The sequence below is a fragment of the Streptomyces sp. NPDC024698 genome (assembly GCF_055559015.1).
The window spans coordinates 79,915-96,092 of the sequence record NZ_JBVHLK010000021.1; the positions used below are offsets into that span (position 1 = coordinate 79,915).

Below are 16,178 nucleotides of genomic sequence, written 5' to 3' on the forward strand. Positions count from 1 at the left end.
GGCCCCCGGGTCCGCCGGCCCTCCTGGCGACGGGGCGACCGGTGGGTCCCGCCGGGGCCCGCGAGCGGTGTCCGCAGGGCGGGGCCGGCCGCCGCCGACGGGGATTGAGCATCCGCTTATCCCGTATTGAGGCGCGTCCAGGCACACTGGGAGCATGACGACAGGCGTTCCGACCCCCACTTCCTCCCGCCCGCCGCGCTCGCGGCTGCGCACCTTCCTGCCGATCGGTGTCGCGGTGTGGCTGGTGCTGGAGATCTGGCTGCTGACGCTCGTCGCCCGTGCCACGAGCGGCTTCACGGTGTTCCTGTTGCTGGTCGCCGGGTTCGTCCTCGGCGCCGTGGTCATCAAGCGGGCCGGCCGCCGCGCCTTCCGGAATCTGAGCCAGACGCTCCAGCAGGCGCAGAGCGGTGGGACGTCCCCGGGCGACAGCGGCCGGGGCAACGGCCTGACGATGCTCGGCGGTCTGCTCCTGATGATCCCGGGGCTGATCTCCGACACGATCGGCCTGCTCCTGCTGATTCCGCCGGTCCAGAAGATCGTCAGCCGCTCGGCGCAGCGCACCTTCGAGCGCAAGGTGCGGCTGGCCGCCCCCGGCTCCGTCGGCGACGCCTTCCAGCAGGCCCGTATGCACCGCCCCGACGGCAAGGTGGTCCAGGGCGAGGTCATCAGGGACGAGACCCCGAGCGAGCCGGGCGGCCCCTATCCGCCGCTGAACCGCTAGGCCACGGACACGGCCCGGGGTCGCGGACACGGCCCCGGCCTCCACGAAGCCTCCACTCCGCCGGATCCCGGGCCGTGACAAGGTCCCGGGGCCGGCGGTTTCGTGCGTTCACCGGGATCCGGGGGGCTCGGCGGGAGACGTTCACCGGGATCCGGCGCACTCGCGTTCACAGGGGTCCACCGTCACCGTCTCAGCTGCGTCGCCCCCACCTCTGGGTGCACCGGAACGCACGAGACCGCGGGCCCCGTACCTGAAGTACGGTGCCCGCGGTCTCGGCGTGCGGTGTATGCCGCTCGACCCTCGAAGGGGTCAGGCGGACTTGCGGCTGTCCCGCGGATGCACCGCGATGTTCATCGCGCCGGAGCGAAGAACGGCCAGACGCTCCTCGAGGACCTCTTCGAGCTCCTCGCGAGTGCGCCGCTCCATCAGCATGTCCCAGTGCGTGCGCGCGGGCTTCGCCTTCTTTTCCTCAGGGCCGTCGCCGTCGACGAGAAGTGCCTGGGCCCCGCAGACCTTGCACTCCCACTCCGGCGGAATTTCGGCCTCCACCGAGAAGGGCATCTCAAACCGGTGCCCCTTCTCGCATGCGTACTCCACGGCCTGGCGCGGGGCCAGGTCGATGCCGCGGTCCGTCTCATAGCTGGTCACTACGAGGCGTGTGCCGCGAAGAGCTCGCTCACTCATGAATCGTGCCTCCCGGGCTTGTCGCCCACAGGACAGGTGTCGCTGTCGTCGTCATCCGGTCAACGTCCGGTCGGCGGTAAAGATTCCCGATGTGGGTCATGCGTCGCCGTCGTAGCCGCCCCTTGTTGTACCCACCGTCGCCCGCTTTGTCACATCTGGCATCAGATGTCACCCAACGCTTCAGTATCATTGACGCGCAGTAACGGTACGGCAGGCAGGCCAAACGCGTACACTACCGCTCTTTGGCCCCGGACGCTAAATCCTGTCCGGTACGGGATTGCCCGCGTCACGCACCGCCTGGCGCACCGGGACCCGCGCGAGCAGGGCGAAGCCGATGACGAAGAAGACCACGAGCGAGATGATCGCGTCCCGGTAGCTTCCCGTCAGCTGGTAGGTCAGCCCGAACAGCAGCGGACCGAGCCAGCTCATCCCGCGGTCGCTCATCTCGTACGCGGAGAAGTACTCGGCCTCCTTACCGCTCGGCACGAGGTGCGAGAACAGAGACCGCGACAGCGCCTGGCTGCCGCCGAGGACCAGCCCGATGCAGGAGGCCAGGACGAAGAACCACACGGGCGCGCCGGCGGGCAGGAAGTAGCCGGCGGCGAGGGTGAGCGTCCAGGCGACGAGCGAGCCGAGAATGGTGCGTTTGGCGCCGTGTGTACGAGCCAGCCGGCCCATGCCCAGTGCGCCCCCGACCGCGAGCACCTGGACCAGGAGTACGGCCGTGATCAGGGTCGACTGGCTGAGGCCCAGCTCCTCGGAGCCGTAGACCGAGGCCTGCGAGATGACCGTCTGGATGCCGTCGTTGTAGATGAGGTAGGCGAGCAGGAACGAGAGGGTCAGGGGCTGGCGGCGCATGTCCCGCACCGTGGCGGCCAGCTGCCTCCATCCGTGCGCGGACGCCTGTCCGGCGGAGGCCGGAGGCAGTTGGCGATCGCGCAGCCGCTTCAGCGGTACGAGCGTGAAGGCGCCCCACCAGACACCCGCCGAGGCCAGACAGATGCGCACGGCCGTCGACTCGGAGACGCCGAAACTGTCGTGGGCGGTGAACAGGACCAGGTTTCCCACCAGCACCAGCGAGCCCGCCGCGTACCCGAAGGCCCAGCCCCGGGAGGACACGGAGTCGCGTTCCTCGGGCGGGGCGATCTGCGGGAGGTAGGAGTTGTACAGGACCATCGAGACGGCCAGCGAGGCGTTCGCGACGATCAGCAGCAGCCCGCCCAGCAGATAGCGGTCGCCGTCCAGGAAGAACATGCCGGTGGTGGCCGCGGCGCCCAGATAGGCCGCGGCCGCGAGCAGCGGCTTCTTGCGGCCGCTGCGGTCGGCGGCGGCGCCCGCCATCGGCATCACGAAGATCGACAGGATGACCGAGGCGGAGACCGCGTACGCGAAGAAGGATCCGGCGCGCACCGGTACGCCCAGCGGATGGACGAACCCGTCCGCGTCCGCCGCGTGCTTGGCCACCGCCGTCAGATAGGGGCCGAGGAACACGGTGAGCACGCTCGTCGAATAGACGGAGCAGGCCCAGTCGTAGAAGTACCAGCCGCGTTGTTCCCGCCGGCGCTCCGCGACCTCGTCGGCCGCCCCCGCCCGCACGGTGTCCGTGCTCATCCGTGCCCTCGCTTCCCCGTGAACGACCGCGCGAGGAGGCTCAGAACCAGGTGCCCCGGTCTTCCAGGACCTTGCGCAGTGTGTCGATGTGATCGGTCATGATGCCATCGACCCCCAGGTCCAGGAGCCGGTGCATGCGTTCCGGTTCGTTCACGGTCCATACGTGCACCTGGAGCCCGCGCGCGTGGGCGGCCCGCACGAAGCGGCGGTCGACCACCGGCACACCCGACTGCGTCTCGGGAACCTGCGCCGCGATCGCGGAGCGGCGCACCGCGGCCGGCACGCCCCAGGAGCGCAGCCGCAGGTTGAGCACGCCTCGGGTGCCGAACGAGGTCGCGAGGCGCGGTCCGGCGAGATGCTGGGCTCGGGTCACGCGGGCCTCGGAGAACGAGCCGACGCAGATCCGGTCCCAGGCGTCCGTGCGGCCGATCAGATCGAGCAGCGGGATCAGGGCCGGCTCGGCCTTGACGTCGATGTTCCAGCGCACGTCGGGGAGTTCCTCGAGCAGTTCCTCGAAGAGGGGGACGGGCTCCTTGCCCGCCACACGTGCCTGGCGCACGTCCGCCCACGGAAGGTCCGCGATCCGGCCCGCGCCGTCGCTCACCCGGTCGAGGGTCGTGTCGTGGAAGGCGACCAGCCTGCCGTCCGCCGTGGCGTGCACGTCGGATTCGATGTAGCGGTATCCGGCGTCCACCGCCCGCCGGAACTGCGCCAGGGTGTTCTCCAGGCCGTCCGCCGACCCGCCGCGGTGCGCGAAGGGGATCGGGCCGGGGTGATCGAGGTAAGGGTGAAGGGTGCGCGTGCTCACCCGGGCAGTATGGCGTGCTCGGGTTGACCAGGGGCGACAACGGCGCTGACGACCGGTGCCGGGCGGGCGGCGAACACCCGCAGGAAGAACTGGGCCAGGGGTCCGATGGCGACGGCGTAGGACACGGTGCCGATGCCGACCGTGCCGCCGAGCGCGAAGCCGGTCACGACGACGGCCACTTCGAGGACCGTGCGCACGACACGGACCGAGCGGCCCGTACGCCGGTGCAGCCCCGTCATGAGTCCGTCGCGGGGGCCGGGGCCGAAGCTCGCCGAGATGTACAGACCCGTGGCCACACCGTTCAGCACCACACCCGCCACCAGCAGCGGGATCCGCAGGGCGAGGGAGTGGACGTCCGGGACCAGCGCGAGTGTGCCGTCCATGGCGAGGCCGACCACGAAGACGTTGGAGACGGTGCCGAGGCCGGGCCGCTGGCGCAGCGGGATCCACAGGAGCAGCACCGCGGCCCCCACGATGATCGACACGACACCGATCGTCAGACCGGTCCGCTCGGCGAGGCCCTGGTGCAGGACTCCCCACGGCTCCAGGCCGAAGCCCGCCTCCACCATGAACGCCGCGCTCGCGCCGTACACGGCGAGCCCGATGTAGAGCTGGACGAGGCGGCGGGGGAGCCGCCCGGAACCGGGAGCCCCGGTGGCTGCGGACTCGGAAGGTGTGGACACGGGATGCCCCTCAGTGGTGGAAGTGGCCTGGCGCATGACACTCTGTGGCGTGAGAAGTGGCTACATCCATGGCCAATTCGGGGAAGGTGGACTGGAATCATGGCGCAGTGGACTTCGGCGGTGGGGGCCGCTCAACTGGCCCGCCTCCTCAACTCGCAGCAGGAGCGGCCCGCGGGACCGGGGACCCGCCGTCCGCCCGCGTACCGGGCGCTCGCCGACGGGGTGCGGCTGCTCGTGCTCGAAGGCCGGGTACCGGTCGCCGCCCGGCTGCCGGCCGAACGGGAGCTGGCGCTGGCCCTGTCGGTCAGCCGTACGACGGTCGCCGCGGCCTATGAGGCACTGCGCGCGGAAGGATTCCTGGAGTCGCGTCGCGGAGCGGGCAGCTGGACCGCGGTCCCCGCGGGCAATCCGCTGCCCGCGCGCGGTCTGGAGCCGCTGCCGCCCGAGACACTCGGTTCGATGATCGACCTCGGCTGCGCGGCGCTGCCCGCGCCCGAGCCGTGGCTGACCCGCGCCGTCCAGGGCGCCCTGGAGGAACTGCCGCCGTACGCGCACACGCACGGCGACTACCCCGCCGGCCTGCCCGCGCTGCGCGCCATGCTCGCCGAGCGGTACACGGCACGCGGCATCCCGACCATGCCCGAGCAGATCATGGTGACCACCGGGGCGATGGGCGCGATCGACGCGATCTGTCATCTCTTCGCGGGCCGCGGCGAGCGCATCGCCGTGGAGTCCCCCTCCTACGCCAACATCCTTCAGCTGATGCGCGAGGCCGGTGCCCGGCTGGTGCCCGTCGCGATGGCCGAGGGCCTGGCCGGCTGGGACATGGACCGCTGGCGCCAGGTGCTGCGCGACGCCGCGCCCCGCCTCGCCTACGTCGTCGCCGACTTCCACAACCCCACCGGCGCGCTCGCCGACGAGGACCAGCGGCGCGGGCTCGTGGACGCGGCGCGCTCGGCCGGAACCGTCCTCGTCGTCGACGAGACGATGAGCGAGCTGCATCTGGACGAGGGGCTGGAGATGCCGCGCCCCGTGTGCGGCTTCGACCCGGCCGGTTCGACCGTGATCACCGTGGGCTCGGCGAGCAAGGCCTTCTGGGCGGGCATGCGGATCGGCTGGGTGCGGGCCGCCCCCGACGTCATCCGCAGCCTGGTGGCCGCGCGCGCCTACGCCGACCTCGGCACGCCCGTGCTGGAACAACTCGGCGTGAACTGGCTGCTCAGCACCGGTGGCTGGGAGGAGGCCGTCGACATCCGGCGCGACCAGGCGCGCGAGAACCGTGACGCCCTGGTGGCGGCCCTGCGCCGCGAGCTGCCCCGCTGGGAGTTCTCCGTACCGCGCGGTGGTCTGACGCTGTGGGTGCGCACGGGCGGCCTGTCCGGGTCGCGGCTGGCCGAGGTCGGCGAGCGCGTGGGCGTACGGGTGCCCTCGGGGCCCCGGTTCGGAGTGGACGGCGCCTTCGAGGGGTACGTGCGGCTGCCGTTCACGGTGGGCGGCGCGGTGGCGGACGAGGCGGCGACGCGCCTGGCCGCGGCCGCCCGCCTGGTGGAGACGGGCGCCAGAGGCGGGGACGAGGAGCCCCGGACGTTCGTGGCGTAGCGGTACGGGGGCCGCGGAGCGGAGGGCGGCGCTGGAGCGGGGAGTCCGGCACGGGCGCGGGCCGGAGGTCCGCGATGGCCGTGGACACGGGAACGGACCGGAGGTCCGTGGTGGCCGTCGGACGAAGGAACGGGCCGGAGACCCCGCGGTGGGTCTCCGGCCCGTTCCATGGGCGTGGGCGGTCCTCGGGGTCGGTGCCCTATCCTTCCGCCACCGCGGCCCCGGCGATCCCGGCGACCTCGGAGGTCACCCGCTCCGCCGCGTCACCCGGAGTCGTCCGTTCCGGCAGCAGGTCGAGCACCGCCCGCCGTTGCGCCTCGCTCGTGGCGTCGTCGTAGGGGTCCGGCGTGGCCGGGACCTGGAGGCGCAGGACGGGCCCGGTGCCCAGGCGGGCGTAGCCGCGGCCGGGCGGCACGTCCCGGGTCGGGGTGGTGTGCGGGGGAGCGCCGAGGACCGCTTCCAGCTGGGCGGCCGGGACGGTGCCGAGCACCACCCGCGCGCGGGTGTGCTGGTGCACCGCGTCGCCGATGAAGTCGAGGTTCTCGGCGTGCTCGGCGATCACGACCGTGACGCCCGCCGCGCGGCCGTGCCGCAGCGGGATCTGGAGCAGGGAGAGCGGGTCCTCGCGTCCGTCGGCGGCGGCCAGATGGCCGAGCGCGCTCGGCCGGTCCAGCAGGATCCACAGTGGGTTCCTGGTGTCTCCGGGGGCGGGGTGCCCGGCCTGGCGGGCGCGATTCGCGGCGATCAGCCGCCGTTCGGTCTCGTGCGCCGCCCACTCCAGACTGGCGAGCGCCCCGCCCGTCGAGCACTCGACGGCCAGGACGCCCTCGCGCCCGGTCAGGCACGCGTACTCGCCGGTGCCTCCGCCGTCGACGACGACGACCTCGCCGTACTGGAGTGCCTGCAACGCGATGCAGCGCAGGAGGGTCGTCGTGCCGGCGCCCGGTTCGCCCGTGATCAGGAGATGCGGTTCGGTGGAGCGGACGCCCGTGCGCCAGACCACCGGAGGGACGTCGCGCCGTTCCTCCCCGTGGGTGAGGGGGAGCGTGCGCTGGACGTCGCCCGGATCGGTGAATCCGAGAACCGTCTCGCCGGGCGCGGTGACGAAGCGCTGGGCGGCGATGTCGGTGGGCAGGGGCGGCAGGACCGTGACGGTGAGTTCGTTGCCCTCCTCGTCCCAGTCGAAGTGGTACTCACGGCCGCGGCCCGACTTGGCGTGCAGCACCTGCTCGATGCGCGCGCGGGAGTCCGCCTCGCCGTCCGTGAAGTACGCCGGGTAGTGGACGAGCAGACGCGAGATCCGTCCGTCGTCGTCGAAGTCGTACGAGGCGAACGCCTTCTCCCAGTCGCCGCCGTGCGCGTACAGGGGAGCCGGGTCGTCGGCCACGGAGAAGTACGGGACGAGCGCCTCGTAGAGGGACTGGAGGCGTCCGAGCTGTGCCTCGTCCGGGCCGGTCGCGGGCGGTGGGGTGCGCTCGCGACCGGTCCAGGCCGCCGCCGCCATCAGGGTGATGACGGCGAGCAGCGGTCCGTACGGCACCAGGGCCACGATCAGGACGACCGAGGCCACCAGGAACAGCAGCGGTCCGCGCCGGTCCTTGGGGGTGACGGCCCACTTGCGCCGTCCGGCGGCTGCCAGCCGGCGCAGTCCACGGGTGACCGTGATCAGTGGATGGAGGACATCGGTGGCGCTGTCGGCTGCCGTCCGGGCCAGCTCCCGGCTCTTGGCGATCTGTGCGGTGCCGTTGCTGAGGATGCGGGGGAGAGGGCGCCGGGCCACTGCTGTCTCCTGAAGGTGCGTACGTGGTGGGGGACGACGTCAGAACTTGATCCCGCCGAGGAGGCCCGCCAGGCTCTCCCCGCCGGCCTTGATGCTCGGTGCGATGGCGGTGCTCGCGAGGTAGAAGCCGAAGAGCGCGGCCACCAGGGCGTGCGACGCCTTCAGTCCGTCCTTCTTGAAGAAGAGGAAGACGATGATGCCGAGAAGGACGACGCCGGACATGGACAGAATCATTTGAGCTCTCCTGGTTCGTGGGGACGGTCACCATGAGTTGTCCCAGGATCACAGCATGTATCCATACGATAAAAGGTGCAAGCGGGTGAAAAACGGCTGTTTTCACTCATGCGACGGAGCCGTCTTGCGCCGTCTGAGCTGCCCTGTTGCGCCCGATGCGCATTTTGTGATCTTTGCCGCAGGGGATGCCTGTCATGTGCCGCCGGAGCCAGTACGCTGTCGATTCACCCGAACGGTTGCAGTGAGAGGCGGTCCGGCAGATGAGCGAAGCCCCCGACCCCGAGGTCGTGGAGCTCGCGACCAAGATCTTCGATCTGGCGCGACGCGGCGAGACGGAGGCGCTCGTGGCGTACGTGGACGCGGGTGTTCCGGCGGACCTCACCAACGACCGCGGCGACTCGCTCGTGATGCTTGCCGCCTATCACGGTCACGCCGAGGCGGTCCGCGCCCTGCTGGACCGTGGCGCCGAGGCCGACCGGATCAACGACCGGGGCCAGACCCCGCTCGCCGGAGCCGTCTTCAAGGGTGAGGAAGCCGTCATCCGGGTGCTCCTGACCGCCGGTGCGGATCCGGCCGCGGGCACGCCCTCGGCCGTCGACACGGCGCGCATGTTCGCCAAGACGGACCTGCTCGAATTGTTCGGCACGCCATGAATCGAACGCGCTGACCAGCCGAAACGCAGCAAAAAAGGGAGGCGGAACGGGGCCGCCGGAAATACGGTCGCGGCAGGAAGAACGACCGGGTCATCATGACGACGTGATTCACGGACGCGATGGCTGGGCAGAAGTTGCCGCACCGCGCGGGCCGTGACGCGGCCCGCATGGGCCACCGACGAGAGGCAGAGGAAGATGGTCTACAGCAAGCAAGAGACGGCGGGCGCCCCGACGTGTTGTCACGCGGCCAGGTAATGCAGGATCCCGGTTGCGTCGACGCTTGATGTGAGGCTGTTTCCCATGTTCGATCCGGTCATAGCGCCCAGCGGTACCCTGCTCGGCCTGCTCCAGAGGGGCCGCGGCGACGGCACGCTGCACGCGCTCACCGCACCGCGGGCCGAGGCGCTCGCGGCACTGAACCACTGTGTCCTCAGGGACCCCCGCCACGACTGGCAGGTGGAGAACCGCTCCCTGTACTACGCCCGTCTCTACCTCGATCTGAGCGGCGAGCTCGACGAGATCGAGCGGCACCTCTTCGACGCCGAGGACATCCTCGACGACTGCGAGTCCCGCACGGGGCTCGCCCTCGCGGTCCTCGGACACCTCGCCTCCTACGGCCGGCGGGACGCGCTCGTGCTGCTGCGCAGGTACGCCGCGGACGGCTCCAACTGGGCCTGGGCCCTGGACGAACTGGCCCTGCGCGACGACGACGCGGGCCTGCGCGCCCTCGCCGCCCCCGTGCTCGCCCGGTTCCCGGCCGACCCGGAGGGCGAGGCCGCCCTCCGGGTCGCCGTCCGCGACGCCTTCGAGCCCCGGCCCTGGCGGCTGTGGGCCGACGACTCCCGTACGTCCGTCGCCACCCGTGTGCGCGCCGCCCAGGAAGCCGGATCCTTCGACCGCTGGCAACGCCAGATGCGGCCGTCGGGACCCCGCCCGGGGTGGAGCGTCGAAGCCGTCTTCGCATGGGCCCAGCAGGGCATCGAACGCGGAGCCGCGCTGCACGTCCCCGCCGCCCGCTGCCTGACCGCCGTCGCCGGTCCCGACGACCGCCCCGAGATCGTCGAGGCCGCACGCCACGGCGCGGAGGGCGCCCGCTGCACAGCGCTGCGCTATCTCGCCGACGGCGACGACCCGGACGCCCTCGACCTGATCGAGGCGGCCGTCGCGGACGGTTCGACAGCCGTCTCCGAGGCCGCCGTCGACGCCTTCGAACGGATGCGGAGCGCCGCCGCCGTGGACCACGCCCGGGGCTGGGCGCACCGGCCCGACGCCCTCGGCGCCGCCGCCGGCCGCGTCCTCGCCTGCCGGGGCGGAGCACACGACAGCGAACTCGTCCTGGCGGCCCTGCGCGAGGCGGTACGGGGCGAGGGCCCCGACGCGCCGACCCTGTGGACCCTCGTCGACGGCACCGGACGGCTCGGCATCGCCTGCGCCGCCCCTGTGCTGCGGCACATCTACCGGGAGACCGCGTCCTCGCACCTGCGTCAGCGCGCCGCCCGCGCCCTGGCCGCCACCGATCCCTCCTTCCCCGCCGGCTTCGCCGTCGAATGCCTCTGGGACTGCGAGGAGACCACCCGGGAGATCGCCGCCCGGCACGCCGAGACCGGCGACGCGCGTGTGGTGGACCAACTGCGTCGGCTGGCGGCTGATCCGGCCGAGGAGGCCGAAGTCCAGACAGCGGTACGGAGCAGGATCGGGCCCGACATGCCGGCCGTATGAACGTTCGGTGACCCGGGAGTCAGGAGCGCGTGGACGGGGGCTGACCTGCTCGGGGGCGGAGGGCAACGCTCATGGGACGTTCATCGTTCGCATAGATCCACGTTGACGCGGCCACGTCCAGCGGGGCGAGAACACCCGTATGCGTGTCGTCATCGTGACCGAATCCTTTCCCCCCGATGTGAACGGCGTGGCCCACTGCGCGCTCCAGACCGCCCGGCACCTCGTCGATCGCGGTCACACTCCCCTCGTCGTCGCCCCGGCCACCTCCCCCAAGTCCCCGGCCTCCCCCGAACAGGGAGGCACCCCCACCGGCCACGGGCCCGACGCCCTCGCGCCGTGCCCGGTCGTCCGTGTCCCCTCGATACCGCTCCCGGGCTACCCCCAGGTACGCGTCGCCCTCCCCAGCCGGCGTGTCGCCGCCGCGATCACCGAACACCGCGCCGACATCGTCCACCTGGCCAGCCCCTTCATCCTCGGCGTCCGCGGCATGGCGGCCGCCGCCCGGCTCGGCATCCCCGCCGTGGCCGTCTACCAGACCGACCTCGCCGGATACGCCCGCACCTACATCAGCGCCGGTGAGGCCACCGCCTGGCGGCGCATCCGCTCGGTGCACGCCGCCGCCGACCGCACGCTCGCCCCCTCCAGCGCCGCCCTGGGCGACCTGGAGGCGCACGGCGTGCCCCGGGTACGGCTGTGGGCGCGCGGAGTCGACACCGTCCGCTTCCGCCCCGCTCACCGCGACGCCGCACTGCGCCGCGAACTGGCGCCGAACGGCGAGCTCATCGTCGGCTACGTCGGCCGGCTCGCCCCCGAGAAGCACGTCGAACTGCTCTCCGGCGTCTGCGAACTGGACGGGGTCCGGGTCGTCGTGGTCGGCGACGGACCCAGCGAGGCCACCCTGCGCGGCGCGCTCCCCGGCGCCGTCTTCCTCGGCCGGCGCACCGGCGGCGAACTCGCCCGGATCTTCGCCTCCCTGGACGTCTTCGCGCACACCGGCCCCTTCGAGACCTTCTGCCAGACCGTGCAGGAGGCCATGGCCAGCGGCGTGCCCGTCGTCGCGCCCGCCGCGGGCGGGCCGCTCGACCTGGTCGACCACGGCCGCACCGGACTGCTGGTCCCGCCGCGCGACGCCGACGCCGTACGGGACGCGGTGCGCACCCTCGCCGCCGACCCCGCGCTGCGGGCCGCCTACGGCGCCGCGGGCCACGCCATGGTCGAGGGCCGCACCTGGGCCGCCGTGGGAGACCAGCTCATCGGCCACTACGAGGACGTGCTCTCCGCGCGGAAGCTGGTGGCGGCATGAGCCTGCGCATCGTACGGCTCGCCAACTTCGTCGCCCCCTCCTCCGGCGGGCTGCGCACCGCGCTGCGGGAGCTCGGCGCCGGCTACCGGGCGGCCGGCCACGAACCGGTCCTCGTCATACCCGGCGAGCGGGCGAGCGACCGCGACACCGGGCAGGGGCGGGTGATCACCCTGCCGGGACCGCTGCTGCCCGGCACCGGCGGCTACCGCGTCCTCACCGACAGACGACGGGTCGCCCGGCTCCTGGAGTCGCTCGCCCCCGACCGCCTGGAGGTCTCCGACCGCACCACCCTGCGCTGGACAGGGGTGTGGGCGCGGCGCGCCCGGGTGCCCGCGGTGATGGTCTCCCACGAGACCGCCGACGGCGTGCTGCGGACCTGGGGACTGTCCGAGGCCATGGCCCGCCGCACCGCGGACGCCCTCAACGTCCGTACCGCGCACTCCTACGCGCGCGTGGTGTGCACCACCGAGTTCGCCGAGCGCGAGTTCGTGCGGATCGGCGCCCGCAACGTCGTACGCGCTCCCCTGGGCGTCGATCTGACGGACCGGCACCCCGCCCTGCGCGACCCCGCGCTCCGCGCCCGCCACGCGCGCGCGGACCAGATCCTGCTCGTGATGTGCTCCCGGCTCTCGGTCGAGAAGCGCCCCGGTACGGCGCTGGACGCGCTGGAGGCCCTGCTGCGGCGCGGCGAGCGGGCCGTGCTCGTCGTCGCGGGCGACGGTCCCCTCAGGACCCGGCTCGAACAGCGCGCCCGGGAGCGGCGGCTGCCCGTCACCTTCCTCGGACACGTCGCCGACCGCACCCTGCTGGGCTCGCTCCAGGCCTCGGCCGACGTGTGCCTGGCACCCGGACCGGCGGAGACCTTCGGGCTCGCCGCCCTGGAGGCGATGGCCTGCGGCACCCCCGTGGTGGCCAGCGCGCTCTCCGCGCTGCCGGAGATCGTCGGCTCCGCCGGAGCCACCGCCGCCGACAGCGGGGACTCCTTCGCCGACGCGGTACGCCTGCTGCTCTCCCGCGCCGAGGCCGAACGCAGGCAGGCCGCACGCGCGCGTGCCGAGTGCTTCGGCTGGGACGCCGCCGTGACGGGCTTCCTCGCCGCGCACGACGCCACGGCCGTGACCCGGCCGCGTCTCCAGGAGGGCGTGGCATGAGACCGCTGCGGTTCGTCGCCCTCGGGGACTCCCTCACCGAAGGCGTGGGCGACCCCGTGGGGGACCGGTGGCGGGGGTGGGCCGAACTGCTCGCCCCGGGGCTCGCGCCGGTGGACGCGCCCGTGGGGTTCACCAACCTCGCGGTCAGCGGGGCGCAGACACGGGACGTCCTGGAACGGCAGACCCCGGCGGCGCTCGCCCTTGAGCCCGACCTCGTCTCCGTCGTGATCGGCGTCAACGACACCCTGCGGTACACCTTCGACATCCACGCGGTGGCCGAACGGCTCGACACGGTGTACGGGGCCTTTCGCGCGCGCGGCGCGACCGTGCTGACGGCCTGTCTCCCCGATCCCGGCTCGATGCTCGGGCTGCCGGGAGCCCTCGCCCGTCCGCTGGCCAGGCGTCAGCACGCGGTCAACGCCGTGGTGCACGCGCTCTCGAAGCGGCACGGGACGCTGCATCTGCACGCGGCGGAGGAGGAGTGGCTCAAGGACCGCGCCGTGTGGAGCGCCGACCGGCTGCACCCCGGGGAACTGGGCCACCGCCAACTCGCCCTGCGCTTCCACGCGTTGCTCACCGAGGAAGGCCTCGCCGACGGCAATACCCCCTCGGGCGAGGCCGAATTCCCCGCGCCGACCCGCGCCGCGAGTCTGCTGTGGCTGGCCACGGCGGGCACGGGCTGGGTGGCCAGGCGCTGCACCGACCTGCTGCCCCAGCTGCTCACCCTCGCCGCGTCCGAGGTGCGCCACCGGGCCAGGGGCACCAGCGCCCGCCTCGACCTGAGCGCCTCGCACGCCGTCGCGTCCGCCCTCGCGGCCCTGACGGCGGCGGAACGGCCGGACGTGGCCTGAGGAGCGGTCCGGCGTGGCCCGAGGGCCGGGCGGACGCGGTCCGAGGGCCGGGCGGAGGGACGGGCACGGGCCCGGCGCCCCGTCGGCCGCCCGCGTACGGCGCCGCGGCGCCCTCACCGACGGCGTACGGCCACAAAGCGCACCGGGGTTCCGGGGACCGCCTGGGCGGCCGCCGGGAGATCGGTGGCACGGACGACCGCGATCACCGGGTAGCCCCCGGTGGTCGGATGGTCGGCGAGGAAGACGACCGGGCGCCCGTCGGGCGGTACCTGAACGGCACCCAGGACCATGCCCTCACTGGGGAGTTCACCGGCGACGGCCCTCTCCAGGGCGGGCCCCCGCGTGCGCAGGCCGATGCGGTTGCTCGCAGGCGAGACCCGGTAGGCGCACGTCGTCAGCGTCCGCAGGGCCGCGTCGGTGAACCAGTCGTCGCGCGGGCCGAGGGTCACGCGCAGCACCAGTTCGGCGGGCGGGGCGCGGTGCGGGACGACGTCCACGCGCGCGTGGAGGGTGCCGGGACTCCCCACGGGAAGCACCGTGCCGTCCGTCAGGGGCGGGGGGCCGAGCCCCGAGAGAAGGTCGGTCGAGCGGCTGCCGAGCACCGGATCGACCGCCACGCCGCCGGAGACGGCCACATAGCTCCGTAGCCCCCCGCGCGCGGAACCGATGTCCAGGAGGGCTCCCGCGGGCACCCGGACCGGAGCGCCCCAGGCGACCGGACGGCCGTCCACCCGCACCGGACAGGGCGCTCCCGTCACGGCCGCCGTGACCGCCGAACGAGGGCGCAGGGCACAGCCGTCGACCGTCGTCTCCAGCACGGCGGCCCCGGCGGGGTTGGCGACGAGCCGGTTGGCCAGTGCCGCCGCGGGCGGGTCGAGCGCTCCGGAGCGCGGTACGCCGAGATGGGCGTGCCCCGGCCGCCCCTGGTCCTGGACGGTGGTCAGGGCCCCGGCCCGCACCACCGCGAGGGCCCGGTCGCTCATGAGCACCCTTCCGGTACGAAGCGCACCCGCGTGCCGGGGGACAGCAACGCGGCCGGTACGCGCGCGTTGTCCCACAGCACCGCGTCCGTCGTGCCGATCAGCTGCCAGCCGCCCGGCGAACTGCGCGGGTACACACCGGTGTACGGGCCGGCGAGCGCCACGGAGCCCGCGGGAACCGCCGTCCGCGGGGTTGCCCGGCGCGGCACGCCGTACCGCGTCGGCAGACCCGTGAGATAGCCGAAACCGGGCGCGAACCCGCAGAAGGCGACCCGGAACCCGGCCGCCGCGTGGATCTTCGGCACCTCGCGCACGCCCACGCCCCAGTGGGCCGCCACGTCCGCCAGGTCGGGACCGTCGTACCGTACGGGGATCTCGACGACGGCGTCCGCGCGTGCCGTCAGCGGGGGGATCTCCCAGGCCGGCAGCAGCTCCGCGAGCCGGGCCGGCTCCTCCAGGCCGTCGAGGAGGACCGTGCGGGCCGCCGGGACGATCTCCCGCACGGACAGCGAGCCCTCCGCGCGGCGCCGCAGCAGTTCGGCGTGCAGTGCCTGGGCTGCCTCCCCCGACGAGACCTCGACCAGCAGCGCCCGGTCGCCGACTGGCAGAACCCTCACGCGAACGCCTCCACCCGCACGCCCGAGGACTCCAGCCCGGCTCGTACCCGGCGGGCGAGTTCGACCGCACCGGGCGTGTCCCCGTGCAGGCACAGCGACCGCGCGCGGACCGGAACAGGCACCCCGCTCCGGGACGTGACCGTCCCGGAGCGGGCCAGGCCCAGGGAGCGTTCGACGACGGCCTCGGCCTGCGTGATCACCGCGCCCTCCTCCGTGCGGGGCACCAGCGTGCCCTCATCGGTGTACGCGCGGTCCGCGAACGCCTCGGCGACGACGGGCAGTCCGGCGCCCTCGGCGATCTTCAGGAAGCGCGAGGAGGGCAGACCGAGCACGGGCAGACCCGCGCCCGCGAGCAGGACACCGTCGACGACCGCCGCCGCCTGCTCCTCGTCGTGCACGACACGGTTGTAGAGAGCGCCGTGCGGCTTCACGTACGCCACCCGCGAGCCGGCCGCGCGCGCGAACACCTCCAGGGCGCCGATCTGGTAGGCCACTTCGGCCGCCAGCTCGTCGGGGGGCACGTCCATCGCGCGCCGTCCGAACCCCGCCAGGTCGCGGTAGGAGACCTGGGCGCCGATCCGTACGCCCCGCTCCGCCGCCAGGCCGCACACCCGCCGCATGGTGGCCGCGTCCCCGGCGTGGAAACCACAGGCCACATTGGCGCTGGTCACGACGGACAGCAGTTCTTCGTCGTCGGTCAGCCGCCAGCGGCCGAAGCCCTCGCCGAGATCGGCGTTGAGATCGATGCGGGTCATGGGCTGCCCTGCCTCCTGCTCCGGCCCGT

At 73.2% G+C, this 16,178-nt stretch carries 16 protein-coding genes; 7 read left to right on the plus strand and 9 right to left on the minus strand.

The features are described from left to right. The first annotated feature begins 154 nt into the window (after positions 1-154). A complete protein-coding gene (gene fxsA / locus ACZ4AA_RS31645) occupies positions 155-721 on the plus strand; it encodes an FxsA family membrane protein (RefSeq protein ID WP_467610370.1) in 567 nt (188 codons plus the stop codon). Positions 722-1,030: 309 nt separating this feature from the next. On the opposite strand, the gene ACZ4AA_RS31650 is transcribed toward fxsA, so the two are convergent. The 4 genes from ACZ4AA_RS31650 to yczE form a co-directional block, all read right to left on the minus strand. Then, positions 1,031-1,405, minus strand: coding sequence for an RNA polymerase-binding protein RbpA (locus ACZ4AA_RS31650; RefSeq protein WP_003977404.1), 375 nt, complete (start codon positions 1,403-1,405; stop codon positions 1,031-1,033). A gap of 255 nt (positions 1,406-1,660) precedes the next feature. Then, entirely contained in the window at positions 1,661-3,016 is a 1,356-nt protein-coding gene (locus tag ACZ4AA_RS31655; RefSeq protein ID WP_467610372.1) for an MFS transporter, read from the minus strand. Positions 3,017-3,056: 40 nt separating this feature from the next. Then, entirely contained in the window at positions 3,057-3,824 is a 768-nt protein-coding gene (locus ACZ4AA_RS31660; protein ID WP_467610374.1) for a glycerophosphodiester phosphodiesterase, read from the minus strand. Beyond that, the gene (yczE, locus tag ACZ4AA_RS31665) at positions 3,821-4,543 is read right to left on the minus strand and encodes a membrane protein YczE (RefSeq protein WP_467610377.1); all 723 of its coding nucleotides are present in this window, start codon (positions 4,541-4,543) and stop codon (positions 3,821-3,823) included. The genes ACZ4AA_RS31660 and yczE overlap by 4 nt, the downstream gene beginning before the upstream one ends. Positions 4,544-4,606: 63 nt before the next feature. Here yczE and ACZ4AA_RS31670 point away from each other — a divergent pair, with 63 nt between their 5' ends. Then, entirely contained in the window at positions 4,607-6,106 is a 1,500-nt protein-coding gene (locus ACZ4AA_RS31670) for an SCO1417 family PLP biosynthesis transcription factor (protein ID WP_467610379.1), read from the plus strand. 199 nt (positions 6,107-6,305) lie between these two features. Here the strand turns inward: ACZ4AA_RS31670 and ACZ4AA_RS31675 are convergent, their stop codons facing one another. Further along, entirely contained in the window at positions 6,306-7,886 is a 1,581-nt protein-coding gene (locus tag ACZ4AA_RS31675; protein ID WP_467610381.1) for a hypothetical protein, read from the minus strand. Positions 7,887-7,925: 39 nt separating this feature from the next. Continuing rightward, a complete protein-coding gene (locus tag ACZ4AA_RS31680; RefSeq protein ID WP_037621052.1) occupies positions 7,926-8,120 on the minus strand; it encodes a hypothetical protein in 195 nt (64 codons plus the stop codon). Positions 8,121-8,380: 260 nt separating this feature from the next. Here ACZ4AA_RS31680 and ACZ4AA_RS31685 point away from each other — a divergent pair, with 260 nt between their 5' ends. The 5 genes from ACZ4AA_RS31685 (at position 8,381) to ACZ4AA_RS31705 (ending at position 13,797) form a co-directional block, all read left to right on the plus strand. Beyond that, complete coding sequence (locus ACZ4AA_RS31685; protein WP_467610385.1) at positions 8,381-8,773, plus strand: ankyrin repeat domain-containing protein; 393 nt, start codon at positions 8,381-8,383, stop codon at positions 8,771-8,773. 300 nt (positions 8,774-9,073) lie between these two features. Then, a complete protein-coding gene (locus ACZ4AA_RS31690; protein ID WP_467610387.1) occupies positions 9,074-10,492 on the plus strand; it encodes a HEAT repeat domain-containing protein in 1,419 nt (472 codons plus the stop codon). 139 nt (positions 10,493-10,631) lie between these two features. Further along, positions 10,632-11,795 carry a glycosyltransferase family 4 protein gene (locus ACZ4AA_RS31695; RefSeq protein ID WP_467610389.1) on the plus strand — a complete coding sequence of 388 codons (1,164 nt, stop codon included), beginning with the start codon at positions 10,632-10,634 and terminating at the stop codon, positions 11,793-11,795. Continuing rightward, entirely contained in the window at positions 11,792-12,946 is a 1,155-nt protein-coding gene (locus ACZ4AA_RS31700; RefSeq protein ID WP_467610391.1) for a glycosyltransferase, read from the plus strand. Before ACZ4AA_RS31695 ends, ACZ4AA_RS31700 begins: the two co-directional genes overlap by 4 nt. After that, positions 12,943-13,797, plus strand: a complete 855-nt coding sequence (locus ACZ4AA_RS31705) for an SGNH/GDSL hydrolase family protein (protein ID WP_467610393.1) — start codon at positions 12,943-12,945, stop codon at positions 13,795-13,797. Before ACZ4AA_RS31700 ends, ACZ4AA_RS31705 begins: the two co-directional genes overlap by 4 nt. Positions 13,798-13,910: 113 nt before the next feature. Here the strand turns inward: ACZ4AA_RS31705 and ACZ4AA_RS31710 are convergent, their stop codons facing one another. The 3 genes from ACZ4AA_RS31710 to ACZ4AA_RS31720 are packed head-to-tail and all read right to left on the minus strand — an operon-like array spanning position 13,911 to position 16,149. Then, positions 13,911-14,780, minus strand: a complete 870-nt coding sequence (locus ACZ4AA_RS31710) for a 5-oxoprolinase subunit C family protein (protein ID WP_467610395.1) — start codon at positions 14,778-14,780, stop codon at positions 13,911-13,913. Next, positions 14,777-15,394 (minus strand): 5-oxoprolinase subunit B family protein, encoded by a 618-nt coding sequence (locus tag ACZ4AA_RS31715; protein WP_467610397.1) that lies wholly within the window; start codon positions 15,392-15,394, stop codon positions 14,777-14,779. The genes ACZ4AA_RS31710 and ACZ4AA_RS31715 overlap by 4 nt, the downstream gene beginning before the upstream one ends. Beyond that, positions 15,391-16,149, minus strand: a complete 759-nt coding sequence (locus ACZ4AA_RS31720) for a LamB/YcsF family protein (protein ID WP_467610399.1) — start codon at positions 16,147-16,149, stop codon at positions 15,391-15,393. The genes ACZ4AA_RS31715 and ACZ4AA_RS31720 overlap by 4 nt, the downstream gene beginning before the upstream one ends. Between the last annotated feature and the right edge of the window lie 29 nt (positions 16,150-16,178).